Origin of the sequence: Priestia veravalensis (genome assembly GCF_001457055.1) — a bacterium.
In the GTDB taxonomy this organism is placed as follows: Bacteria; Bacillota; Bacilli; order Bacillales; family Bacillaceae_H; genus Priestia; species Priestia flexa.
Window position 1 is genome coordinate 54,361 of the sequence record NZ_KQ758637.1, and the last position, 19,217, is coordinate 73,577.

Annotated in this window: 17 protein-coding genes, 1 pseudogene and 1 riboswitch; of the genes and pseudogenes, 15 read left to right on the forward strand and 3 right to left on the reverse strand. The window is 39.7% G+C overall.

Annotated features, from left to right (window positions below; genetic code table 11):
- The 6 genes from AS180_RS23155 to AS180_RS07120 form a co-directional block, all read left to right on the forward strand.
- The coding region (locus tag AS180_RS23155; RefSeq protein ID WP_197414234.1) for a hypothetical protein at positions 1–209 on the forward strand (209 nt) is incomplete at its 5' end.
- A gap of 429 nt (positions 210–638) precedes the next feature.
- Positions 639–1,205: an ImmA/IrrE family metallo-endopeptidase gene (locus AS180_RS07100; RefSeq protein WP_025910356.1), complete on the forward strand. Its 567-nt coding sequence runs from the start codon at positions 639–641 to the stop codon at positions 1,203–1,205.
- Positions 1,206–1,476: 271 nt separating this feature from the next.
- Positions 1,477–2,784, forward strand: coding sequence for a CitMHS family transporter (locus AS180_RS07105; RefSeq protein WP_025910357.1), 1,308 nt, complete (start codon positions 1,477–1,479; stop codon positions 2,782–2,784).
- A 550-nt stretch (positions 2,785–3,334) separates the two neighbouring features.
- Positions 3,335–4,924: an ATP-binding protein gene (locus AS180_RS07110; RefSeq protein WP_025910358.1), complete on the forward strand. Its 1,590-nt coding sequence runs from the start codon at positions 3,335–3,337 to the stop codon at positions 4,922–4,924.
- Positions 4,925–4,968: 44 nt separating this feature from the next.
- Positions 4,969–5,643, forward strand: coding sequence for a response regulator (locus tag AS180_RS07115; RefSeq protein ID WP_025910359.1), 675 nt, complete (start codon positions 4,969–4,971; stop codon positions 5,641–5,643).
- Between the two features lie 15 nt (positions 5,644–5,658).
- On the forward strand, positions 5,659–6,609 hold the full coding sequence (locus tag AS180_RS07120) for a tripartite tricarboxylate transporter substrate binding protein (RefSeq protein ID WP_035320925.1): 951 nt from the start codon (positions 5,659–5,661) through the stop codon (positions 6,607–6,609).
- Positions 6,610–6,644: 35 nt separating this feature from the next.
- On the opposite strand, the gene AS180_RS07125 is transcribed toward AS180_RS07120, so the two are convergent.
- Entirely contained in the window at positions 6,645–7,517 is an 873-nt protein-coding gene (locus tag AS180_RS07125; RefSeq protein WP_025910360.1) for a LysR family transcriptional regulator, read from the reverse strand.
- A 201-nt stretch (positions 7,518–7,718) separates the two neighbouring features.
- On the opposite strand from AS180_RS07125, the gene AS180_RS07130 reads away from it, so the two are divergent.
- Together AS180_RS07130 and AS180_RS07135 are read left to right on the forward strand one after the other, a co-directional pair.
- Positions 7,719–8,849 carry an AbrB family transcriptional regulator gene (locus tag AS180_RS07130; RefSeq protein WP_025910362.1) on the forward strand — a complete coding sequence of 377 codons (1,131 nt, stop codon included), beginning with the start codon at positions 7,719–7,721 and terminating at the stop codon, positions 8,847–8,849.
- 33 nt (positions 8,850–8,882) lie between these two features.
- Positions 8,883–9,653 carry a class I SAM-dependent methyltransferase gene (locus AS180_RS07135; RefSeq protein WP_025910363.1) on the forward strand — a complete coding sequence of 257 codons (771 nt, stop codon included), beginning with the start codon at positions 8,883–8,885 and terminating at the stop codon, positions 9,651–9,653.
- An 18-nt stretch (positions 9,654–9,671) separates the two neighbouring features.
- On the opposite strand, the pseudogene AS180_RS07140 reads toward AS180_RS07135, so the two are convergent.
- Positions 9,672–10,172: pseudogene (locus tag AS180_RS07140) on the reverse strand (cytochrome P450); the annotation flags it as partial.
- A 313-nt stretch (positions 10,173–10,485) separates the two neighbouring features.
- Between AS180_RS07140 and AS180_RS07145 the strand changes: the two are divergent.
- From AS180_RS07145 to AS180_RS07175, 7 genes are all read left to right on the forward strand, one after another.
- Positions 10,486–11,139: an HAD family hydrolase gene (locus tag AS180_RS07145; protein WP_035320926.1), complete on the forward strand. Its 654-nt coding sequence runs from the start codon at positions 10,486–10,488 to the stop codon at positions 11,137–11,139.
- A gap of 306 nt (positions 11,140–11,445) precedes the next feature.
- Positions 11,446–11,548, forward strand: a riboswitch (TPP riboswitch).
- Between the two features lie 107 nt (positions 11,549–11,655).
- A complete protein-coding gene (locus tag AS180_RS07150; RefSeq protein WP_025910366.1) occupies positions 11,656–12,933 on the forward strand; it encodes an acetylornithine deacetylase in 1,278 nt (425 codons plus the stop codon).
- Positions 12,933–13,604, forward strand: coding sequence for a thiaminase II (gene tenA, locus AS180_RS07155; protein WP_062686604.1), 672 nt, complete (start codon positions 12,933–12,935; stop codon positions 13,602–13,604). Before AS180_RS07150 ends, tenA begins: the two co-directional genes overlap by 1 nt.
- On the forward strand, positions 13,597–14,361 hold the full coding sequence (locus AS180_RS07160; RefSeq protein ID WP_025910368.1) for an ABC transporter ATP-binding protein: 765 nt from the start codon (positions 13,597–13,599) through the stop codon (positions 14,359–14,361). Before tenA ends, AS180_RS07160 begins: the two co-directional genes overlap by 8 nt.
- Complete coding sequence (locus AS180_RS07165; RefSeq protein WP_025910369.1) at positions 14,358–15,110, forward strand: ABC transporter permease; 753 nt, start codon at positions 14,358–14,360, stop codon at positions 15,108–15,110. The genes AS180_RS07160 and AS180_RS07165 overlap by 4 nt, the downstream gene beginning before the upstream one ends.
- Complete coding sequence (locus AS180_RS07170) at positions 15,107–16,111, forward strand: ABC transporter substrate-binding protein (protein ID WP_025910370.1); 1,005 nt, start codon at positions 15,107–15,109, stop codon at positions 16,109–16,111. Before AS180_RS07165 ends, AS180_RS07170 begins: the two co-directional genes overlap by 4 nt.
- 482 nt (positions 16,112–16,593) lie before the next feature.
- Positions 16,594–18,930 (forward strand): YhgE/Pip domain-containing protein, encoded by a 2,337-nt coding sequence (locus AS180_RS07175; RefSeq protein WP_025910371.1) that lies wholly within the window; start codon positions 16,594–16,596, stop codon positions 18,928–18,930.
- 102 nt (positions 18,931–19,032) lie between these two features.
- Here the strand turns inward: AS180_RS07175 and AS180_RS07180 are convergent.
- A partial coding sequence (locus AS180_RS07180) for a transposase (RefSeq protein ID WP_139109167.1) occupies positions 19,033–19,217 on the reverse strand: 185 nt, incomplete at its 5' end.

Here is a 19,217-nt window from a genome sequence, read left to right on the forward strand (position 1 = left end):
GCGTAGGACACTCGACTCCTGCGGGAAAGAGAGGGAAAACGGAGATCCCGCAGCGCAGCGAGGAAGCTCAGGTTCCTCCCCGCGGAAAGCGAGTGACCGTAGCGCAATGGAACGAACGTGTTGAGACAAACCAAAGAGATGGGAACAGCGAGTGTTCGTCTTTTAGAAGCCATCATTTTGTTATGTCCCAAACTCTTTTTAATTTATGAAGGAAAATAAGAATTTAGAACGTATATAGAAAATAAAGTCAAAGGGTAACACGCTATTTTACAGCGTGCTCTTTGTAAATCATACCAAGTAAAGGCTGTTGTTAGAATAGAAGAGTAATCTCATCGAGTTTTTCCCTATCCAAAAGCCTCGTGATTGAAATGAAAGGTGCGCCACTCTAGCAGGATTAGCGGGCCAGATGAGACCCCGCAGTTTACGAGGAGGCTCAGCGCTCGCCCTGCGGAAAGGAAGCAACCTGAAATGGAAATCACGCTAGGCAGAGAACAAGTGCTTCCCCCTCTAAAAACAAGTTAAATCTGACATAACTAAATATAATAGCTAACGATAAAAAAACGATATTTTAACTATGGCTATAAATATCATATAGTTAAGGTAACAAAGAATTAATCGATTGTAGAGGAGGCGACAAGATGTTTTGGAAAAAAGATGAACCCGTAGCTGTTCATGGTGTACTTTTTTACGGTTTGCTGAGTAAAAAGCAACGAGCAATCCTCAAAGAAATTGAAAAAGTTACTGCCCCTGAAGAATGGAACGGTTTAAAAGGCGTTTATTGCCTCGGCAGTGTTAAGGTACAAGGAAGAGACGTATTAGGCGTTTATTACGGACAATTTCCAAAGCAAACCTCTTCAAAAAAGCAAGCTCTACAATTTGAAATTAACTATAAAAAATATACAGTGACAGAGTGTCCTATTGTCTTTGTTGACACCATGAAAAACAAAAAAGCTCATCAGTTCGCTTTCATCGTTCTTCATGAACTAGGTCATCACGTAGATCGAACTCAAAACCAAGCTGTATTAAGAGAAGGAAACAAACAGCAAGAACTATTTGCAAACACATATGCAATTGAATGTTTTTTACAAATGGAAGGAATGGAATCCAAGCAGCTTCACAATATTCCTTACCTTCAAGAAGCGATTCAGGAATACCAACAATCGCACTATCCATTCTGTCCTCCGCTTACTCTTCGTGTTGAATAACGAACCCACCCCTACCTATGTTTTAAAAGCCATGAACAAAAAGGATTTAATTATATAAAAAGTTTTAAAAGTATTTATATGACGAATTATTTACAGCGAACCGAATCTTAAATTATGATTATTTTAAGAAAAAACAGAAAATTAAGGTTATGTAAGAACAGAAGCTAGTATAACTGGCTGCTGAGTTTTTAACATCATGTAAATGAAGATAAAACCATAGCTTTGTCAACTTTAATGAAAGCGTATACAAAAAGGGGTAGGGGGGATTTATATGTTAGCAATACTTGGTTTTGCAATGGTATGTACCTTCATGTTTTTAATTATGACAAATCGCTTAACACCACTAATTGCACTGATGGTTATTCCTGTTATATTTGCAATCATTGGTGGCTTTACAACAGATATAGGTGAAATGGCGTTAGCAGGTGTAAAAGAATTAGCACCAACGGGCGTAATGCTCATGTTTGCTATTCTATACTTTGGTATTATGATTGATGCTGGGTTATTTGACCCAGTTGTAGGTAAAATCTTAAAGATTGTTAAAGGGGATCCACTGAAAATTACGATTGGGACAGCGATTCTTGTTTTAACTATTTCATTGGATGGTGACGGAACAACAACATACATGATTACGCTCTCTGCAATGTTACCGCTTTATAAAAAGTTAAACATGAGTACGATGATGTTAGCCTGTATTGCGATTATGGGAAGCGGAGTTATGAACTTAACGCCTTGGGGTGGTCCAACTGCTCGTGCGATGAGTGCATTAAATCTAGACGCTTCTCAAGTATTTACACCGTTAATTCCAGCGATGGTTGGAGGAGCAATTTGGGTTATCTTCACCGCTTACCTATTTGGTAAAAAAGAACGTCAACGTTTAGGCGTAATTGATTTAAAAGATATTTCATCTGTACAAGTTGCGTTTGCAGAGCAAGCAGCAGCAGTGGAGCAGCCAAGCTACAAGCGTCCAAAATTACTTTATGTAAATCTTGGCTTAACAATTTTATTAATGGTTGGGTTAATTAGCGGAATCATGCCTTTACAAATTTTATTTATGATAGCGTTTGCGATTGCGATTATGATTAACTATCCAAATTTGGAAACACAAAAAGAACGAATTACAGCTCATGCGGGTAACGTACTAGCCGTTGTGTCACTAGTATTTGCAGCAGGGATCTTTACAGGGATTTTATCTGGTACAAAGATGGTTGATGCGATGGGAAATAGCTTAGTTTCTCTTATTCCAGATGCACTGGGACCTTACATGTCAGTCATCACAGCCATTACAAGCATGCCATTTACATTCTTTATGTCAAATGATGCTTACTACTATGGCATTCTACCAATTATCGCACAGGCAGCAGCCACATACGGAATCGACGCAGCTGAAATTGCGCGTGCATCATTAATCGGTCAGCCAGTTCACTTGCTAAGTCCACTTGTTGCTTCTACATATCTATTAGTAGGTATGGCGAAAGTTGACCTTGGAGAATTCCAGCGCTACACGTTAAAATGGACGATTGGTACATCAATGGTCATGCTGCTTGTTGCTATCATTACAGGGGTCATTACCTTGTAACATGAGAACTTATTCGCTTTCAAGCGGATAAGTTCTTTTCTATATAATTGATAGGTAAGTTCAAGATATAAAAAGTAGTCTAATTCGATAGTAATGCTTTTAAATAATCAAGAAGACGATAGAGTTCTTATCTTGAAACCTCATACCAAGTAGAGGGAGGTTTTTAAAACACAAAAAAATGAACGGTTCTCATCAAAAGGCACCTTAATAAAAAAACCTGTGATTGTAATGGAAGATGCGCCACTCCTGCAGGACTAGCGAGACCCCGCAGTTTACGAGGAGGCTCGGCGCTCGCCCTGCGGAAAGGGGGCAATCTGGAATGGAAATCACACTACGTAAAAACAGTGCTTTTAAAATTCAAACAAGAGAGTAAACTCATCAAAGGTTGTGCCTATTCGAAAGCCTCCTGCCAGGCAGAGAGCGCATTTTGTAATGACCTTATTCAAAGCTGAAAGATAATATTTATAAAAGTCAGACAAATCAAAACGTAAGATAAAAATTTTGGTAGAATAAAAGAGGAGTGCAAATAGAAGAAGGATGTCAAAATAGAATGAAAAAAACAATTTCCATTTCGTTAGAAACAAAAACAGTTGGCCTTACTGTTGGTTTGGTACTACTTGTGGTTACATTACTTGCTAGTATCTTTTCTTATATGCAAGCAGTGGAGTCAAAAAAGCAAGCAGAACAGTTAGCTTTGCAGGCTGCCAAATCGATTTCCTTTATGCCAGAAGTCAAACAAGCTTTCAATGACAAGAATCCTTCAAAGGTCATTCAGCCTTTAGCAGAGCAAGTACGTGAACAAATTGGTGCTGAAGCCATTATCGTTGAAAACCGAAAAAAAGCCATTTATTCGCCTGACGAAGAGAAAAGAACAGACCGTCAAACCAATGCCAGTTCCAACTATCGTGCGCTTATGTTTGGAGGGTACTATACGCTGGAAGGCATGGGAACTTCGGGTCTATCTATTATGGGGAAAGCTCCGGTGATTAGCGAACAAGGAAAATACCGTGAAATTATTGGTGTCGTTACCGTAGAATTTCTAGAGCGAGACGTTCATGCTCATTTAATTAAGCGCATTCAACAGATTATTTTTTACGCTTTTCTCGTCCTTCTTCTTGGAATCGTTGGGGGAGTCTTACTCGCTAAAAGCATTAAAAAAGATACTCTTGGCTTAGAGCCAAACGAAATCGCTTCTTTGTATCGGGAGCGTAGTGCAATTTTGCGATCGATAAAAGAAGGCATTATCGCCATTGATGCGAAAGGTCGAATTACGATGATGAATACATCAGCGAGGCATATGCTCGGCTTGCAGGATAACTATACCCCAAAGTCAATCATTGAAGTATTCCCTTATACAAACATGATGCGGGTGCTGGTAGATGGTCAAGCGCAAAATGATCAAGAGATTCGCTTTCGTAATAAATTTTTTATTTTAAACTTATTGCCCATTATTGAAAATGACAAAATTGTTGGTGTCGTAGCAAGTTTCCGCGATAAAACAGAGCTGAATCATTTAATCCATACGCTAGGAGAAGTACGGAGATACTCTGAGGACTTACGGGCACAAACACATGAATTCACAAACAAGCTTTATGTGCTATCTGGACTGCTACAGCTAGGAGAGTATGATGAGGCCTTTGAATTTATTCAAAAAGAGTCCAATGCGCACCAAACGCAAAATCGAATTTTATTTCATCAAATTTTGGATGCTAAAGTACAAGCTGTGCTATTAGGTAAGATGGGCAAAGCGTCTGAAAAGAAAGTAGAGTTTACCATTGCAGAGGATAGCTTATTGAAAGAGCTACCTTCGCATATTGATGTCTCACACTTAATCATCATTATTGGAAACCTAATTGATAATGCTTTTGATGCAGTTAGTACGCAAGATGACAAGAAAGTATCGTTTTTTATTACCGATATTGGTCAAGACATCATTATTGAAGTAAGTGATAATGGAAGTGGAATTTCAGAAGAAATAATTGATAAATTGTTTTCAAAAGGATTTTCGACGAAAGGACAAAACCGAGGATATGGGCTTTCAAACGTGAAAGAAATGATCGATGAGCTTCAAGGTTGGATTGACATTCATCCTGAAGAAGAAGGTACCACATTCTCTGTTTATCTACCGAAGCAAAAGTAGACGCAATTGGGATGAGAGAAAATCAAACAAAGGAGAGAGACATCATGTTAAAAGTAGCCATTGCAGAGGATGATTTTCGAATCGCTCAGGTTCAAGAACGATTTTTACAAGAAATAGAGAATGTGAAAGTGGTAGGAAAAGCTTTAAATGCTAAAGAAGCGATAGAGATGCTCGAGCAAGAACCTATCGATTTGCTTATTTTGGATATTTATATGCCTGATGAAATGGGAACGGATTTATTACCACGTATTCGAGAACGATTTCCGGAAGTAGATGTCATTGTGGTGACGGCTGCCACTGAAAGGGATATTTTAGAGCGATGTTTGCGAAATGGTGTTGTTAATTACTTGATTAAGCCTGTAAAAATGGAGTCATTCATTGAAGCAATTGAAGGGTACCAGAAAAAAAGAAGCTTGCTGCAAGCTCGAGATGAAGTGGACCAATCGTTTGTTAATTCGTATTTTGGCTATGATAAGCAGCAGTCGCCAGTGGAAAAAGTCTTACCATCTGGAATTGACGGTATCACGTTAAAGCAGGTGAAAGCTATTTTAAAAGGCCTCACAGAAGGTATTACAATCGAAGAAATGGGCAAAAAGATGGGCGTATCTCGAACGACGGCTCGTCGTTACTTAGAATATTTAGTATCTGTGCAAGAATGTCATGTTCAGTATGATTATGGCATTGTTGGTCGACCAGAGCGAAAGTATCATTTGACATAGGTCAGGATGAATTATATGAAGAAGTGGATTAGTTTAGTAAGCATAATACTTGTGTTAATGAGCTGTAGTAATCATGATCAAAATGTGCACTTTGATCACATAGAATTAGTAGCCCCAGGAGCGGTTGGAGGTGGAGCGGATTTAACCGCTAGGACCATGCAGCACGTGTTACAACAAGAAGTAATGGATGTACCTGTTTCTGTTGTCAATAAAACACAAAGTCAAGGAGAAGAAGCGTGGCGTTATGTACAGCAACTTGAAGGGGGAAACGTCATTTCAGGTAACTCTAGCTTATTGATTACGAATCATTTACTGGGGCAAAGTCAGCTAACGTATAAAAACTTTACGCCTCTTGCGATTTTGGCAACCGAATGGGAAGTCATCGTTGTTCCAGCCTCTTCCTCCATTATGACAATGAAGAGCTTGATGGATGCTTTAAAAGAAAATCATCATCCATTAAAGATTGGATTATCCCCTCGGTTAGGTAATGATGATCATTTGTCGTTTGTGCAAGCAGCGCAAAAAGCAAAAGTTGAAACGTCTCGCTTAGCTTTTTACGTATATGGAAGTAGCCATGGCGTGCTGGACGCGCTCCAAGAGAATGAAGTTCAAGTAGCTCCTATGTCGTTATCAGAAGCGAAGGATGCGTATGAGCGAGGGGATGTTCGGATTTTGGGCGTTTCAGCTCCGCGGCGCTTAGCAGAATTTAATGACGTTCCAACGTGGAAAGAAGAAGGAATTGACGTTGTTTTTAGCCATTGGAGAGGATTAATGGGTCCACCAAATATGACGCAAGAAGAAATTGATTACTGGAATCAAGCCATATACAAAATGGTCAATACGAAGGCGTGGAAACAGCTTTTAAAAGAAAATGATTTTTATCCTTTTTATAAAAACAGCAGCGGTGCCTCTGTGTTTTTGGAAAGACAAAGTAAGCTATATGAAGAATTAATGAGCGGCAAGTAAAAAAGCTATATGACTTCATATAGCTTCTTACTTGTTTAATGAATATCATGCAAATCAATCTCTTCAATAAACTCAATGAATGCTTTTACAATTTTAATTTCAAGTGACTCCTCATGAAAGTACATCCACGTTTTTCGAAGTAAAGCAGTCCCATCTTCGTTTTGCATCGGAATGACGTGAAGCCCTTCAACATCTTCAACTAGCATGTGGGGAAGCATTGCGTAACCAAGGCCGTTTTCTACCATCTTTTTACATGTATCTGCTTTATCTACGTGAATGCTGACGCTTGGAGGCTGATTGAAATTTTCGCTCCACCAATGGTCGACAGCTGTTTTCAAAAAGCGGTCTTGATGATAATCAATGCGAGGTAGACGCGGAAGATCGTTTAGCTCGATCGGTGTCTTTGAAGCAATACACACCGTTTCTTCAAAGATAAGCCGCTTTTCGTTGCGCCAGTTATAATCACCTTTTACAAAAGCAATATGAACATCTTGGTGATGCAGGAGGTTTACAACGTCGCTGCTCCAGCCGGTTGTTACTTTAAATTCAACATCCGGATACTTATCTTTAAACAAACGCAAGAGTCCGGGTAATTTATAATCTGTGAAGAAATTCGAGACGCCAAGCCTTAGTGTGCCTGTTAATTTATCGCCCATATTTAAGACGTGGTCTTTTATGTGCTGGAGATGCGCAATCATTTTATCAGCAGATTTTGCTAAATATTCTCCTTGAGGTGTAAAGTGGATACCTCTGCGCCCACGGTTAACAATCTGTACACCAAATTCTTTTTCCATCTGTTGCAGGCGGTTCGTCAGGGCTGGTTGTGAGATATAAAGTAGTTTTGCAGCTTTTGTGATGTTTTTCTCTTGGTATAAAAGCTGTAAAATGAGCCAATCGCGATCGTCCATGTCTTCCTCCTTTATTCAGGCATTAATTTTTTTTATCTTTCTACATACAAATCCGATATTTCAATTATCTCTAAAAGTATACTATAGTTTAGATAGATAGAAAACGTAAAGTTTATGCGTAAGAGCAAGGGGACTTAAACCGCTTGTTTTGTTTTTTAACTGACAAAGTAATCGTAGCAAAAATAGAAAGAAGGATTTGAAATGAAAGCAACATTATCTTTTTCATCTACGCTTTTATTGATTATACTAAGCGCTTTAGGCGGGCTGTTATTGTCTTCATTAGGAATGTCAATCGGCTGGATGATTGGAACACTTATTGTGGCAACAACTTTAGCAATTACTCGTCCTCAATTTTTGAAGGTTCCTTCGAATTCTAAAGGAATGCCAAAGGTTTGGCTGTATATCGGTCAGCTTATTCTAGCAATTGAGCTGGGGCAACAAATTAATCTAACGGTTGTCAGCACATTTGTAGATAATTGGCTTCCTGTATCTATCATTTTATTAATCTCTATTTTATTTTCATTAGGCTCTGGGTTTATTCTTTTTAAATTCACCTCAAATGATTTGTTAACAAGCTTGTTCAGTACAGCTCCTGGTGGACTAAGTGCCATGCCAGGGATTGCAGAAGAGGTGGGAGCAAACACTGCAACGGTAAGCGTTGTTCAAATTATGCGCGTATTCCTTGTTGTGCTTACGGTTCCACTTCTGGTTTCATCGTTAGGAGAACAAGCAACAGTAGCAGCACCCTCTAAGGCAGCTTTTTCTTTTAGTTTAGAGTCAGTATCATGGACATTTGTATTAGTCTTTGCAGCATTTATTGGATACCTAATTGGCAAGCGTTTCAAATTTCCGGCTCCGTGGCTTGTTGGAGGGATGCTGACGGTAGGCATCATGCAAGTAGCAGGCTCAGCGATTGCAGGCTATAACTTAACAGCGTGGTGGCCACATCTTGTCTTAATTATTGCGCAAGTAATCATTGCGACAAGCATTGGTTCACGTTTTCACGCTGATATGTTTCAGGGTATGAAGCGAACGATTGGAGTGGCTTTTATTAGCACAATTGTGTTAATTGGTACGATGTTTCTATGTGCATATATCGTATCTGAGGTTGGAGGCATACCATTTATTACAACAGCACTTGCTTTTGCTCCAGGAGGAGTTGCGGAGATGGCGACCACTTCTGTTGTACTAGGAGCAGATGCACCGTTTGTTGTAGCTGTTCAAGTATTTCGTATTTTAATTGTTTCGCTGCTATTACCACCAATCTTTAGATGGTTCTATCAGGTTGGGGAGCAGAAAGTTCATGCTCATGCTAAGGTTCAAGAAAGGTAATAGCTGACTTATGAAGAGAGGTAGTGGTGGGAAATGAATCATGAAAAAGAGCTAGTGGTGAGTCAATTTGGCAGCAATGCTAAAAACTATGTGAAAAGCAAAGGCCATTCCAAAGGAGCTGATTTAGCTTTCTTAACAGAAGTAGCGGCTGATTATGCCGGAGAAAAAGCCTTGGATATCGCAACGGGTGGAGGCCACGTAGCTAATAAGCTTGCCGGTTTATTTGGTGAGGTAGTAGCTTTTGATCTTACTCCACAAATGCTCCTTTATGCAGAAGAATTTATCAAAAGTAACGGTCATGAGAACGTATCGTTTGTCCAGGGTGAAGCAGAGAAACTACCGTTTTTAGATGAAGCGTTTAATCTCGTAACGTGCCGAATCGCTCCTCATCACTTTACCGATGTGCAAAGCTTTGTTAACGAATCAGCTCGGGTATTAAAGAAAGACGGAGCGTTTATAGTCGTGGATAACGTGGCGCCAGAAAGCGACGCATATGATACTTTTTATAACGAAGTGGAAAAGAAGCGAGATCCTAGCCATAAGCGTGCTTATAAAAAGACAGAGTGGTTTAAAATGTTAGAGGGAGCGGGCTTCACAATTGAGCTAATGACGCGCTTTCCAAAAACATTTCTGTTTGATGATTGGTGTGAAATGATGAAAGTACCGCTAAACGATAAGCAAGAGCTCATAGAAAAGATGCTGCGTGCTTCAAGTGAACTGAAAACGTTCTTTCATATTCAAACAGACGGTAAAAGCATTCAATCGTTTCAAGCAGAATCCGTTTTAATTGTTGCGAAAAAATAAGAGAAGCCGTGCTCCTGTGAGAGCGTGGCTTGTTGTTTCAACACCAGCTCCAAGTAAGAGCATGGTTGTTTGAACAATTTCTTCGTCTGTGAAACCTTCTCCATCTATATTGACTTGAATTAAATCCGAAATAATGTCATCTGCAAGATTTGAACGTTTTTGAACGACAAGTGGATAGAGATATTCAAAATATTCTTTAGCTGCCTGTTGTTTTTCTTGTTCGAGTTCATGAAGGAGCTCTTTATCGTAAGGTTGAAATAATACGTCTATCCAATGTTTGAACTGGTGACGGTCTTCAATCGGTACGCCGAATAAATCTGCAATCACGTAGCTAGGTAAAGGCGATGCAAAAACTTCGACAATATCTACAGTTGTATTCACTTCGATGTCTTTGACAAGATTAGCAGCAATTTGACGAATGCGTGGCTCCCAGTTCTTTAAGCTACGTGGTGTAAAAGCAGCAGAAAGTAAAGAGCGTGCTTTACGGTGATCAGGTGGATCTAACAGCGTTAGTTTGGTATCTCAGTTACCGGAATTACTTCTTGTTTCATTGTTCGTTCCTCCTTCTATAGAGATGGAAAAGAGTAAATGCTCTCTAAACTTTTTGTGCATACAGTTCGATAAAATGAACCTATAGTTCAAAATGTACCTTAATTATATAGGGGGTATTGTTTGCTCATCAACTGAAATAGAAAAGTTGAGCGTAAAGAAATGAAAAAATGCAAATGATATCCATATGTCGATGTGCTAGCTGAAATATACATTTGTAGCCCTACTCATAAGAACGTGATAGGATATTAACTAGAATTGAGATATAAAGGCGGTATGAAAGATGATTAAAGCAATTGTGTTTGACTTTGATGGATTAATTGTAGATACAGAATCAGTTTGGTATGAAGTATACTGCGATATGCTAGAACCTCGTGGCGTACATTTGAAAATTGAAGAGTTTGCGTCTTATATAGGAACGGATACTAAAGCGCTTTACGACTTTTTATATGAGCAGTTTGGTCGTGAATTAACGAAGGAAGAAATTGCAAAAGAGTCATTAAAGCGTCACCGAGAAAAAATGAAGCAGCTTGCAGCTCGTGAAGGCGTTCTTGAGTATTTAAAAGAAGCGAAAGAATTAGGACTGAAAATTGGTTTAGCTAGCAGTTCAGACCGTGCATGGGTTACGTCGTTTTTAAAGGAATTAGATCTCCTTGGTCATTTCGAAGTGATGCAAACGCGTGGCGACGTGGAAAAAGTTAAGCCAGATCCAGCTCTTTATAAGCAAACAGTTGAAAAGCTAGGCGTAAAACCTTCTGAAGCCATTGCTTTTGAAGACTCAGCCAACGGTGCAAAAGCTGCGATTGCTGCGGGTTTACAATGTGTAATTGTGCCGAATCGTCTCTCTGCACATTTGACGTTTGAAACGTATCACTTACGCATTGCCTCTATGAAAGAGAAGTCGTTGCAAGAAGTAATTGAACAGGTAAGTCATTAAAAAAGTGAAGCTAGCATTAGCTCCACTTTCTATGGTTCTAAGTGTATTTTTGGGAACGGAATACGAGGCGGTTGTATTACTGTCCAACTTGTCAAAAGAAGTAAGTATAGAAAAGGAGGGATTCTAAGCTGAATAGCTCGTCCCTAGTCTTCTATACTTGGTAGGCATCCGATAGAATTAAACATAACGCTATTGTGGCTTTGAAGGTCAAATTAGAATTCTGCAAATTGTATTGAACTATATAAGGTAGTGTGGTACAACTAATAGAGGTAATAATCAGATAGTTTTACAAAAAAATAGTCATTATCAAACCACTAGGGGTGCTTTTCAAAGCTGAGAGAGACGCTTGTCTTAACCCTTATAACCTGAACTAGGTAATACTAGCGTAGGAAAGAGGTATTGTGTGCTACATCTATGACTTTTACGTGATGTAAGAGGGATACATGTGTATATTCAAGCGCTTCTTTTCTATGAAAAGAAGCGCTTTTTTATGTGGTTTAGAAGGAGGGAATTGGTATGAATATTACGGATGTAGTAAAGCAAGTAGATGACAAACGAGATGAGCTTATTGAACTTTTGACCAAGCTCATATCTTACAAAACACCAGCACCACCTGCACGTAATACAAAAGAAGCGCAGAGCTATATTGCGCGGCTGTTGGAAAGCTATGGTTTTGAAACAGATATGTGGGACGTGTATCCAAATGATCCTAACGTTGTTGGAACATTAAAGGGAACAAATCGAAGTGGGTACCAGAGCTTGATTATTAATGGACATATTGATGTTGCAGCTGTTAACGAAGACGAAGGATGGGATGCTGATCCGTTTCAAGCGAGGTGCGGTGAAGAATTTATTACGGGGAGAGGCGCTGCCGATATGAAAGGCGGACTCGCTGGTGCGCTGTTTGCTATTAAGCTTCTACGTGAAGCTGGAGTGGAGTTTCCTGGTGATTTAGTGTTTCAGTCAGTTATCGGTGAAGAGGTTGGAGAGGCAGGTACCCTTGAATGCTGCAAGCGAGGATATAGCGCAGACTTTGCGGTTGTGGTTGATACAAGTGATTTGCAAATCCAAGGTCAAGGTGGAGTCATTACCGGGTGGATAACTGTGAAAAGTAAGCAAACATATCATGATGCCACAAGAAGACAAATGATTCATGCCGGCGGCGGTTTGTTGGGAGCCAGTGCAATTGAAAAAATGATGAAATTAATTGGTGCACTACAAGAGTTAGAGCGCCACTGGGCTGTTGTCAAAAGCTACCCTGGCTTTCCGCCTGGAACAAATACAATAAATCCAGCGGTTATTGAAGGTGGTCGCCACGCAGCGTTTATCGCAGATGAGTGCAGGCTGTGGGTGACCGTTCATTATTATCCAAATGAATCGTATGAAGAAGTAGCGAAAGAAGTAGAAGACCATCTGTTACAGGTTGCAAAAGCAGATCGGTGGCTAAGAGAAAATCTCCCAACGTTTAAGTGGGGAGGAACATCAATGATTGAAGATAGAGGTGAAATTTTCCCTGCATTTGAAGTAGATAGAAATCACCCAGCAGTTCACTCGTTAGTCAGTGCTCATAGAGAAGTGACAATGAAAGAAGCGAAAGTCAACGTTTCTCCAACGGTTACGGACGGTGGCTGGCTAGCTGATGCAGGTATAGCTACAGTTATTTATGGCCCAGGCGAATTAACGGAAGCACACGCTGTTAATGAAAAGCTGTCCGTTGATCAATTACTCGATTACACGAAAGTGATGGTTCAGTTTATTTATGAGTGGCTACATACAAAAAAGGAGAGTGCCTAATGAGATTCAGTGAACGTTTATATGAAAAAGTAAAGCCTATTTGGAAGCAAACGCATGAGTATCCCTTTGTAAAGGGGATGGGAGAAGGGACGTTAGAGCAAGAGAAGTTTCGCTTTTATATGGTACAAGATTACGTGTATTTAATTGATTATGCAAAGCTATTTGCACTTGGAGCAGTAAAAGCAACAGATGTTCAAACGATGGGGAAATTTGCAGCGTTATTACATTCAACGATCAACGAAGAGATGGAGCTACATAGACAATATGCAAAACGTTTTTTAATTACTCCTGAAGAACTAGAAACAGCAGAGCCCGCGCCAACAACGCTTGCTTACACGCACTATATGCTTCACGTTTCTCAAAACGGAACGCTAGCTGAGCTTGTTGCCGCACTGCTCCCGTGCATGTGGAGCTATTGGGAAATTGGCAAAGAGCTTTCCACTCAGCCTGGAGCAGCTCATGAGCTTTATAGTGAGTGGATTCACATGTACAGCTCAGCTGAATTTGGTGAGCTTGCGACTTGGTGCATCGATCTAATGGATCAGCTAGCAGAAGGAAAATCAGAAGCAGAGCTTAACAAGCTAGAAGAAATCTTTATTAATACGACGCGCTTTGAATACTTATTCTGGGATATGGCTTATGAAAAAGCGATGTGGCCTGTTCATGTATAAAAAAGCTTTGGAGTTTGAAAAGGTGACTTTCTCATATGAAGAAAGCAAAGGAGCAATCTTAGAATCTCTTAATTTTGATATTAAAGAAGGAGAGTTTGTCAGCATTGTTGGTGCAAGCGGTTCAGGAAAGAGCACGCTTTTTCGACTCATTACCGGGTTAGAGATAGAGCAGACGGGAAGGATTTTAATTAATGGTCAGCAGCATCATAGTAGATTGGGTCATGTGGGATACATGCCCCAAGAAGATCTTCTTTTACCTTGGAGGACGATTCTAGATAACGCTGCTTTACCTTTAGAGTTAAAAGGAGTAGCGAAGGGAAAAGCATATACACAAGTAAAAGAGCTGCTAAGTGAATTTGGGTTAGAAGGGTATGAACATCGATTTCCTGCCAATTTATCAGGAGGAATGAAGCAGCGGGTTTCGTTTCTTCGTAGCGTGCTAAGCGGGTCAAACGTACTTTTGCTAGATGAACCGTTTAGTGCCTTGGATGCCATTACTCGTCTATCCATGCAGGAGTGGCTGCTTGAACAGTGGCAAAAGCGTAAGCAAACCATTTTGTTTATCACCCATGATGTACAGGAAGCGCTGTTTTTATCAGATCGAATCTTTATCTTTGATAAGCAGCCTTTAAAGGAATTTCAGCAGGTCAAGGTACCTCTTGAAAGGCCAAGGTCTCTGCAGGATATAGATCGACCAGAGATTGTAAAGCTAAAGCATCAATTGATGGAAGAGCTCAGAATGAAGGTGGATGCATGAAGAAGGTAAAAGAGTGGAGTTCATCTATTATTTTAACGCTCATGTTGCTGCTTATTTGGCAGGTTATCGCTTATGTTGTGGCGATGCCCTTTATTTTACCATCTCCAGTTGAGGTGTGCGTGAGAATATGGGAGCTAAAAGATGTGCTGTTCATTGAACATTTACCTTCAACGCTACGGATTATTTTAATAGGTTTAGCCATTTCAATTGTTGTAGGCGTGGTGGTTGCGATTTGGATGAATAACAACAAAACCATTGAGCGGGCTATCTATCCTATGTTAGTAGCTTCGCAAACCATTCCAATCATAGCGCTAGCGCCTATTTTTGTACTTTGGTTTGGCTATTCAATCTGGAGCAAAGTAGTTGTAACGGTCTTAATTACGTTTTTCCCCATTACCGTTAACACGTTTGATGGTCTTCGCTCAACGAGACGTGAACACGTTGAACTTTTAAAAACGATGGGAGCGACTAAACGAGATCTTTTTATGAAGCTAAGTGTTCCAGCCGCTTTACCTCATTTTTATTCAGGTTTAAAAGTAGCGGTAACCTTAAGCGTTATTGGCGCTGCGATCGGTGAATGGCTCGGTGCACAAGCCGGTTTAGGTTATTTCAGTCGACGGATGATGACACAGTTTGATGGGGCTGGTGTATTCGCTCCAATCGTTGTGTTATCCCTTATCGGCATCATCTCTTTTATTGGCATTACATGGATTGAACGTAAATCACTGAAGTGGAGGAAATTTAAATGAAAAAATGGCTAGTTAGTTTATCACTGCTGCTTTTAGTAGTAGTAACGGCAGCTTGTGGGAAAGACGCTACAAGCTCATCAATTAATAAAAAAGATTTAAAGGAAGTAACGGTGATGCTCGATTGGTATCCAAACGCTGTACATAGCTTTTTATACGTAGCACAAGAAAAAGGTTATTTTGAAGAAGAAGGTGTAAAGGTAGATATTCAATATCCTGCCAACCCAACCGACCCGTTAAATCTAGCGGCTACGGGTAAAGTCACGTTAGGTTTTTACTATCAGCCAGATGTCGTAATGGCAAGAGCCAACGAAAACGTTCCGGTGAAGTCAGTAGGAGCTATTGTCCGTTCTCCGTTAAATCACGTTGTGTTTTTAGACGAAAGTCCTGTTAAACGCCCAAAAGATTTAGAAGGCAAGACGGTAGGCTATACGGGAATTCCTTTAAATGAAGCTCTGCTGAAAAAGATGATCAAAACGGACGGAGGGAATCCGGACAAGGTAAAAATGGCTGACGTAGGCTTTGAATTAGGGTCTTCAGTTGTAACCAAAAAAGTCGACGCGGTAATCGGGGCTTATATTAACCATGAAGTTCCTGTTTTAAAAGACAAAGGATATGATACACGCTATTTTAATCCAACCGATTATGGTGTTCCCAATTATTACGAGCTAGTAGCCGTAACAAGTGATCATACATGGGAAAAAGATGAAGAATCAATTCGTGCTTTTTGGAAAGCGGCAACAAAGGGCTATGAATTCATGAATGAACATCCGGATGAAGCTCTTGATATTCTATTAAGCAATCAAGACAAAGCGAATTTTCCACTAGTGGAAGGAGTAGAAAAACAAAGTTTGGATATCTTACTTCCAAAGATGGAGTCAGCTAAAGGCTTTGGAAGTCAGACAAATAAGTCTTGGGAAGAAACAGCGAAGTGGTTAAAGGATTCTAGTTTAATTAAAAAAGAACCCAAGCCAGAGGATATGTTTATAGATTTGACAAACTAATAAAAAAGAGACTGAGACATAAGTAGTTCAGTCCTTACTATACCTGAACGATTGAGAGTTCATAACTTTTAATCGTTCAGGTTTTTTTGGTTGATTGTGAAAATAATGTTGGAAACAGGGTGGAATGGAGCGTAGGTCACTCGACTCCTGCGGGAAAGCGAGTGGCCGTAGCGCAATGGAACGAACGTGTTGATACAAACCAAAGAGATGGGAACAGCTAGTGTTCGTCTTTTAGAAGCCATCATTTTGTTATGTCCCAAACTCTTTTTCGTTTTTTTATGTTCTAACTGGGAATAAAATAATGGTGCCTAACAAAAAATATATAGAAATTCGTTTTCTATATTAAATAAGAAGAAAAAAATTAATAAATTGTAATTGACCTACTGTTTGTGAATATGATAACATTAATCAGAACTTAATGACTGTATTTGTTTTTTAGTCAAATAGTCAATTTAACTGAAAAGCTATTGGGGGATTTAACGATGAATATGCTGAAGGGAGAATGGAAATCCATTATTTCAAAGCCGATGAATATCTTAATTATTGTGGGCTTATTATTCGTTCCGTTCTTATATAATGTGATTTTTTTATCAGCTTATTGGGATCCATATGGAAAAACAGATCAAATTCCTGTAGCCGTTGTCAATGAAGACAAAGGCGCTACTCTAGATGGGAAAGAACTTCACGTCGGTGATGATTTTGTTGAAAATTTAAAGGATAACGATACGTTTGACTGGCGTTTTACGAATAAAGAAGAAGCGCTAGAAGGCTTAAAGAATGAAAAGTATTATCTCGTCCTAGAACTGCCAAGTAATTTCTCTGAAAACGCAACAACTTTAATGGACGAAGATCCAAAGAAAATGAAGTTTGTCTACCATACGAACGCTGGTAAAAACTATTCCGGTGCACAGATTGGTTCAAACGCAGTAACAAAAATCAATGAACAAATAAAAGAGGAAGTAACGAAGCAGTACGCGGAAACTGTATTTGATAGCTTCAAAGAAGTGGCGGATGGTCTTCAAGAAGCAAGCGACGGTGCTGGAAAAATTGAAGATGGTTCCAAAACGCTTCGCGATAATTTGAAAAAATTAGCAGAAAGTACAGTTGCGTTTGAAGATGGCGTGGAAAAATTAGCAGATGGAATTAGTGATGCGAATAAAGGTGCAACAGATCTGCATAGCGCAACCGTCAAGCTTTTAGAGGGCGCAACACAAATTAATGAGAAGCAAGGAGAGTTAGCAAAAGGAATTGGAACAGCCGCCGATGGAGCAAAGAAACTACAAGAAGGCTCTGATCAATTATATACGGCGTCTAAGCAATTAGAAACAGGTGCAGGAACTTTGCAAGAAAAGTTAGGTGAACTGCAAACTGGGACGAAAGAGTTAGAAGGGAAGCTTCCTGAGTTCGTATCAGGACTGAATGAAGCTAATACCAAAGTCAATGAAGTAGCCAATGAAATTGCGGTTAAGCAAAAAGAAGCCGCAGCTCTTAAAGAGAAAATTGATTCTGTTCGTCAATCATTTGATACGAAAAAGCAGCAGCTTATTACTTCAATTAATGAAAATGAATCGATTCCAGATGACCAAAAACAAAAATTAATTGCTGATATTAACGAGTTGTCTAACCAGCAGTTTATGGAGCAGCAGCAAGAGCAGATTAAAGAATTGAAAGCAAAAGTTGATCAGGTTCAAGTATTGGCAAATGGTTTACAAGAGCTTTCAAAAGGTGGTCAGGACATTCAAAGTGCTATCGGTAAAATTTCTGACGGACAGTCACAGATTTACGATGGGGCAGCTAAATTAGCAGCTAGCGAGAAAACGTTCAATGAAAAGTTTGGAACTTTTAACGAAAAGTTCACAACGTTTAATAGTGGTATGGAAACCATTAATAGTGGAGCTAACAAGCTTGTTGACGCAACGGGTGACCTAAAAGAAGGAATCCAAAAAACGGAAACAGGAAGCGGCAAGTTAGCAGATGGTTTAGATGAACTGAATAAAGGTGGACAGAAGCTTGTAAATGGTTCGAAAGATTTACAAGATGGTTCGAATAAGCTTTATGATGGGTCATCCGATTTAGCAGACGGTACAAGTGAGCTTCATTCTTCTCTACAAGAAGGAGCAAATGATGCCAAAGAAGTGAATCCAAACGATAAAACGTACAGCATGTTTGCTAGTCCAACTGACTTGCAAGCTGACAAACAGAACAATGTAGATAAGTACGGAGTGGGCTTAACACCATACATTCTATGTATTGGATTATTCGCAGGAGCGCTTATGTTCTCTTCTGTTTACTCATTAAAAGATCCAGCGATTACACCAACGTCTGGCTTTGCTTGGTTCTTAAGTAAGTTTAGCGTAATTGGGTTTATGGCAATTTTCCAATCGATTCTTGTAGCAACAGCACTGCTGTGGGGACTTGATTTACATGTGACAAGCGTGTGGAGATTTTATGTGTTCACCATTATTACAGGCTTAACGTTCTTTACGCTGGTGTTATTCTTAACAACAGCTTTAGGTAAAGTAGGGCAGTTCTTAACGTTTATTGTGCTTCTCCTTCAAATCGGAGGAAGCTCTGGAACGTTCCCAAAAGCGCTAGTGCCAGAATTTTTCCAAGTAATTAATCCGTTCTTACCGATGACGTATGCGATTCGCGGATTCCGTGAAATTATTTCGGTTGGTAATGACTATGGGTTTGCTTGGAGTCAAGCGGGCGTGCTAGGAATATTTGCGCTGGTGTTTATTATCTTAACAATTATTATCTTCAGCTTGAATGCACGAAAATTTCGCAAAGTAAATGAAGATGAAGAAGCAACAGCTTAATGAAAGAGGCTGGGACAAAAGGTCTCTATAATCGAAAAAAGGTGAAGTCGCCGGTGCGACTTCGCCTTTTTTCAATTATTTTAAAGATATAAAGGCAAGATCTCACCCCCTTGCCACATATTTTCGTATATTCACGGCCATTAGTGCGAGGCCGGTTTCGTTTTCGACTTTGGATTTCCCACGAACAGAAAATCGTGTGAAACCTAAATTAGCCTTCAAGAATCCAAAAACTGGCTCCACGTCCATTTTACGTTGACGATAAATTTTAGCCGTTTCTTCTTCCGAAA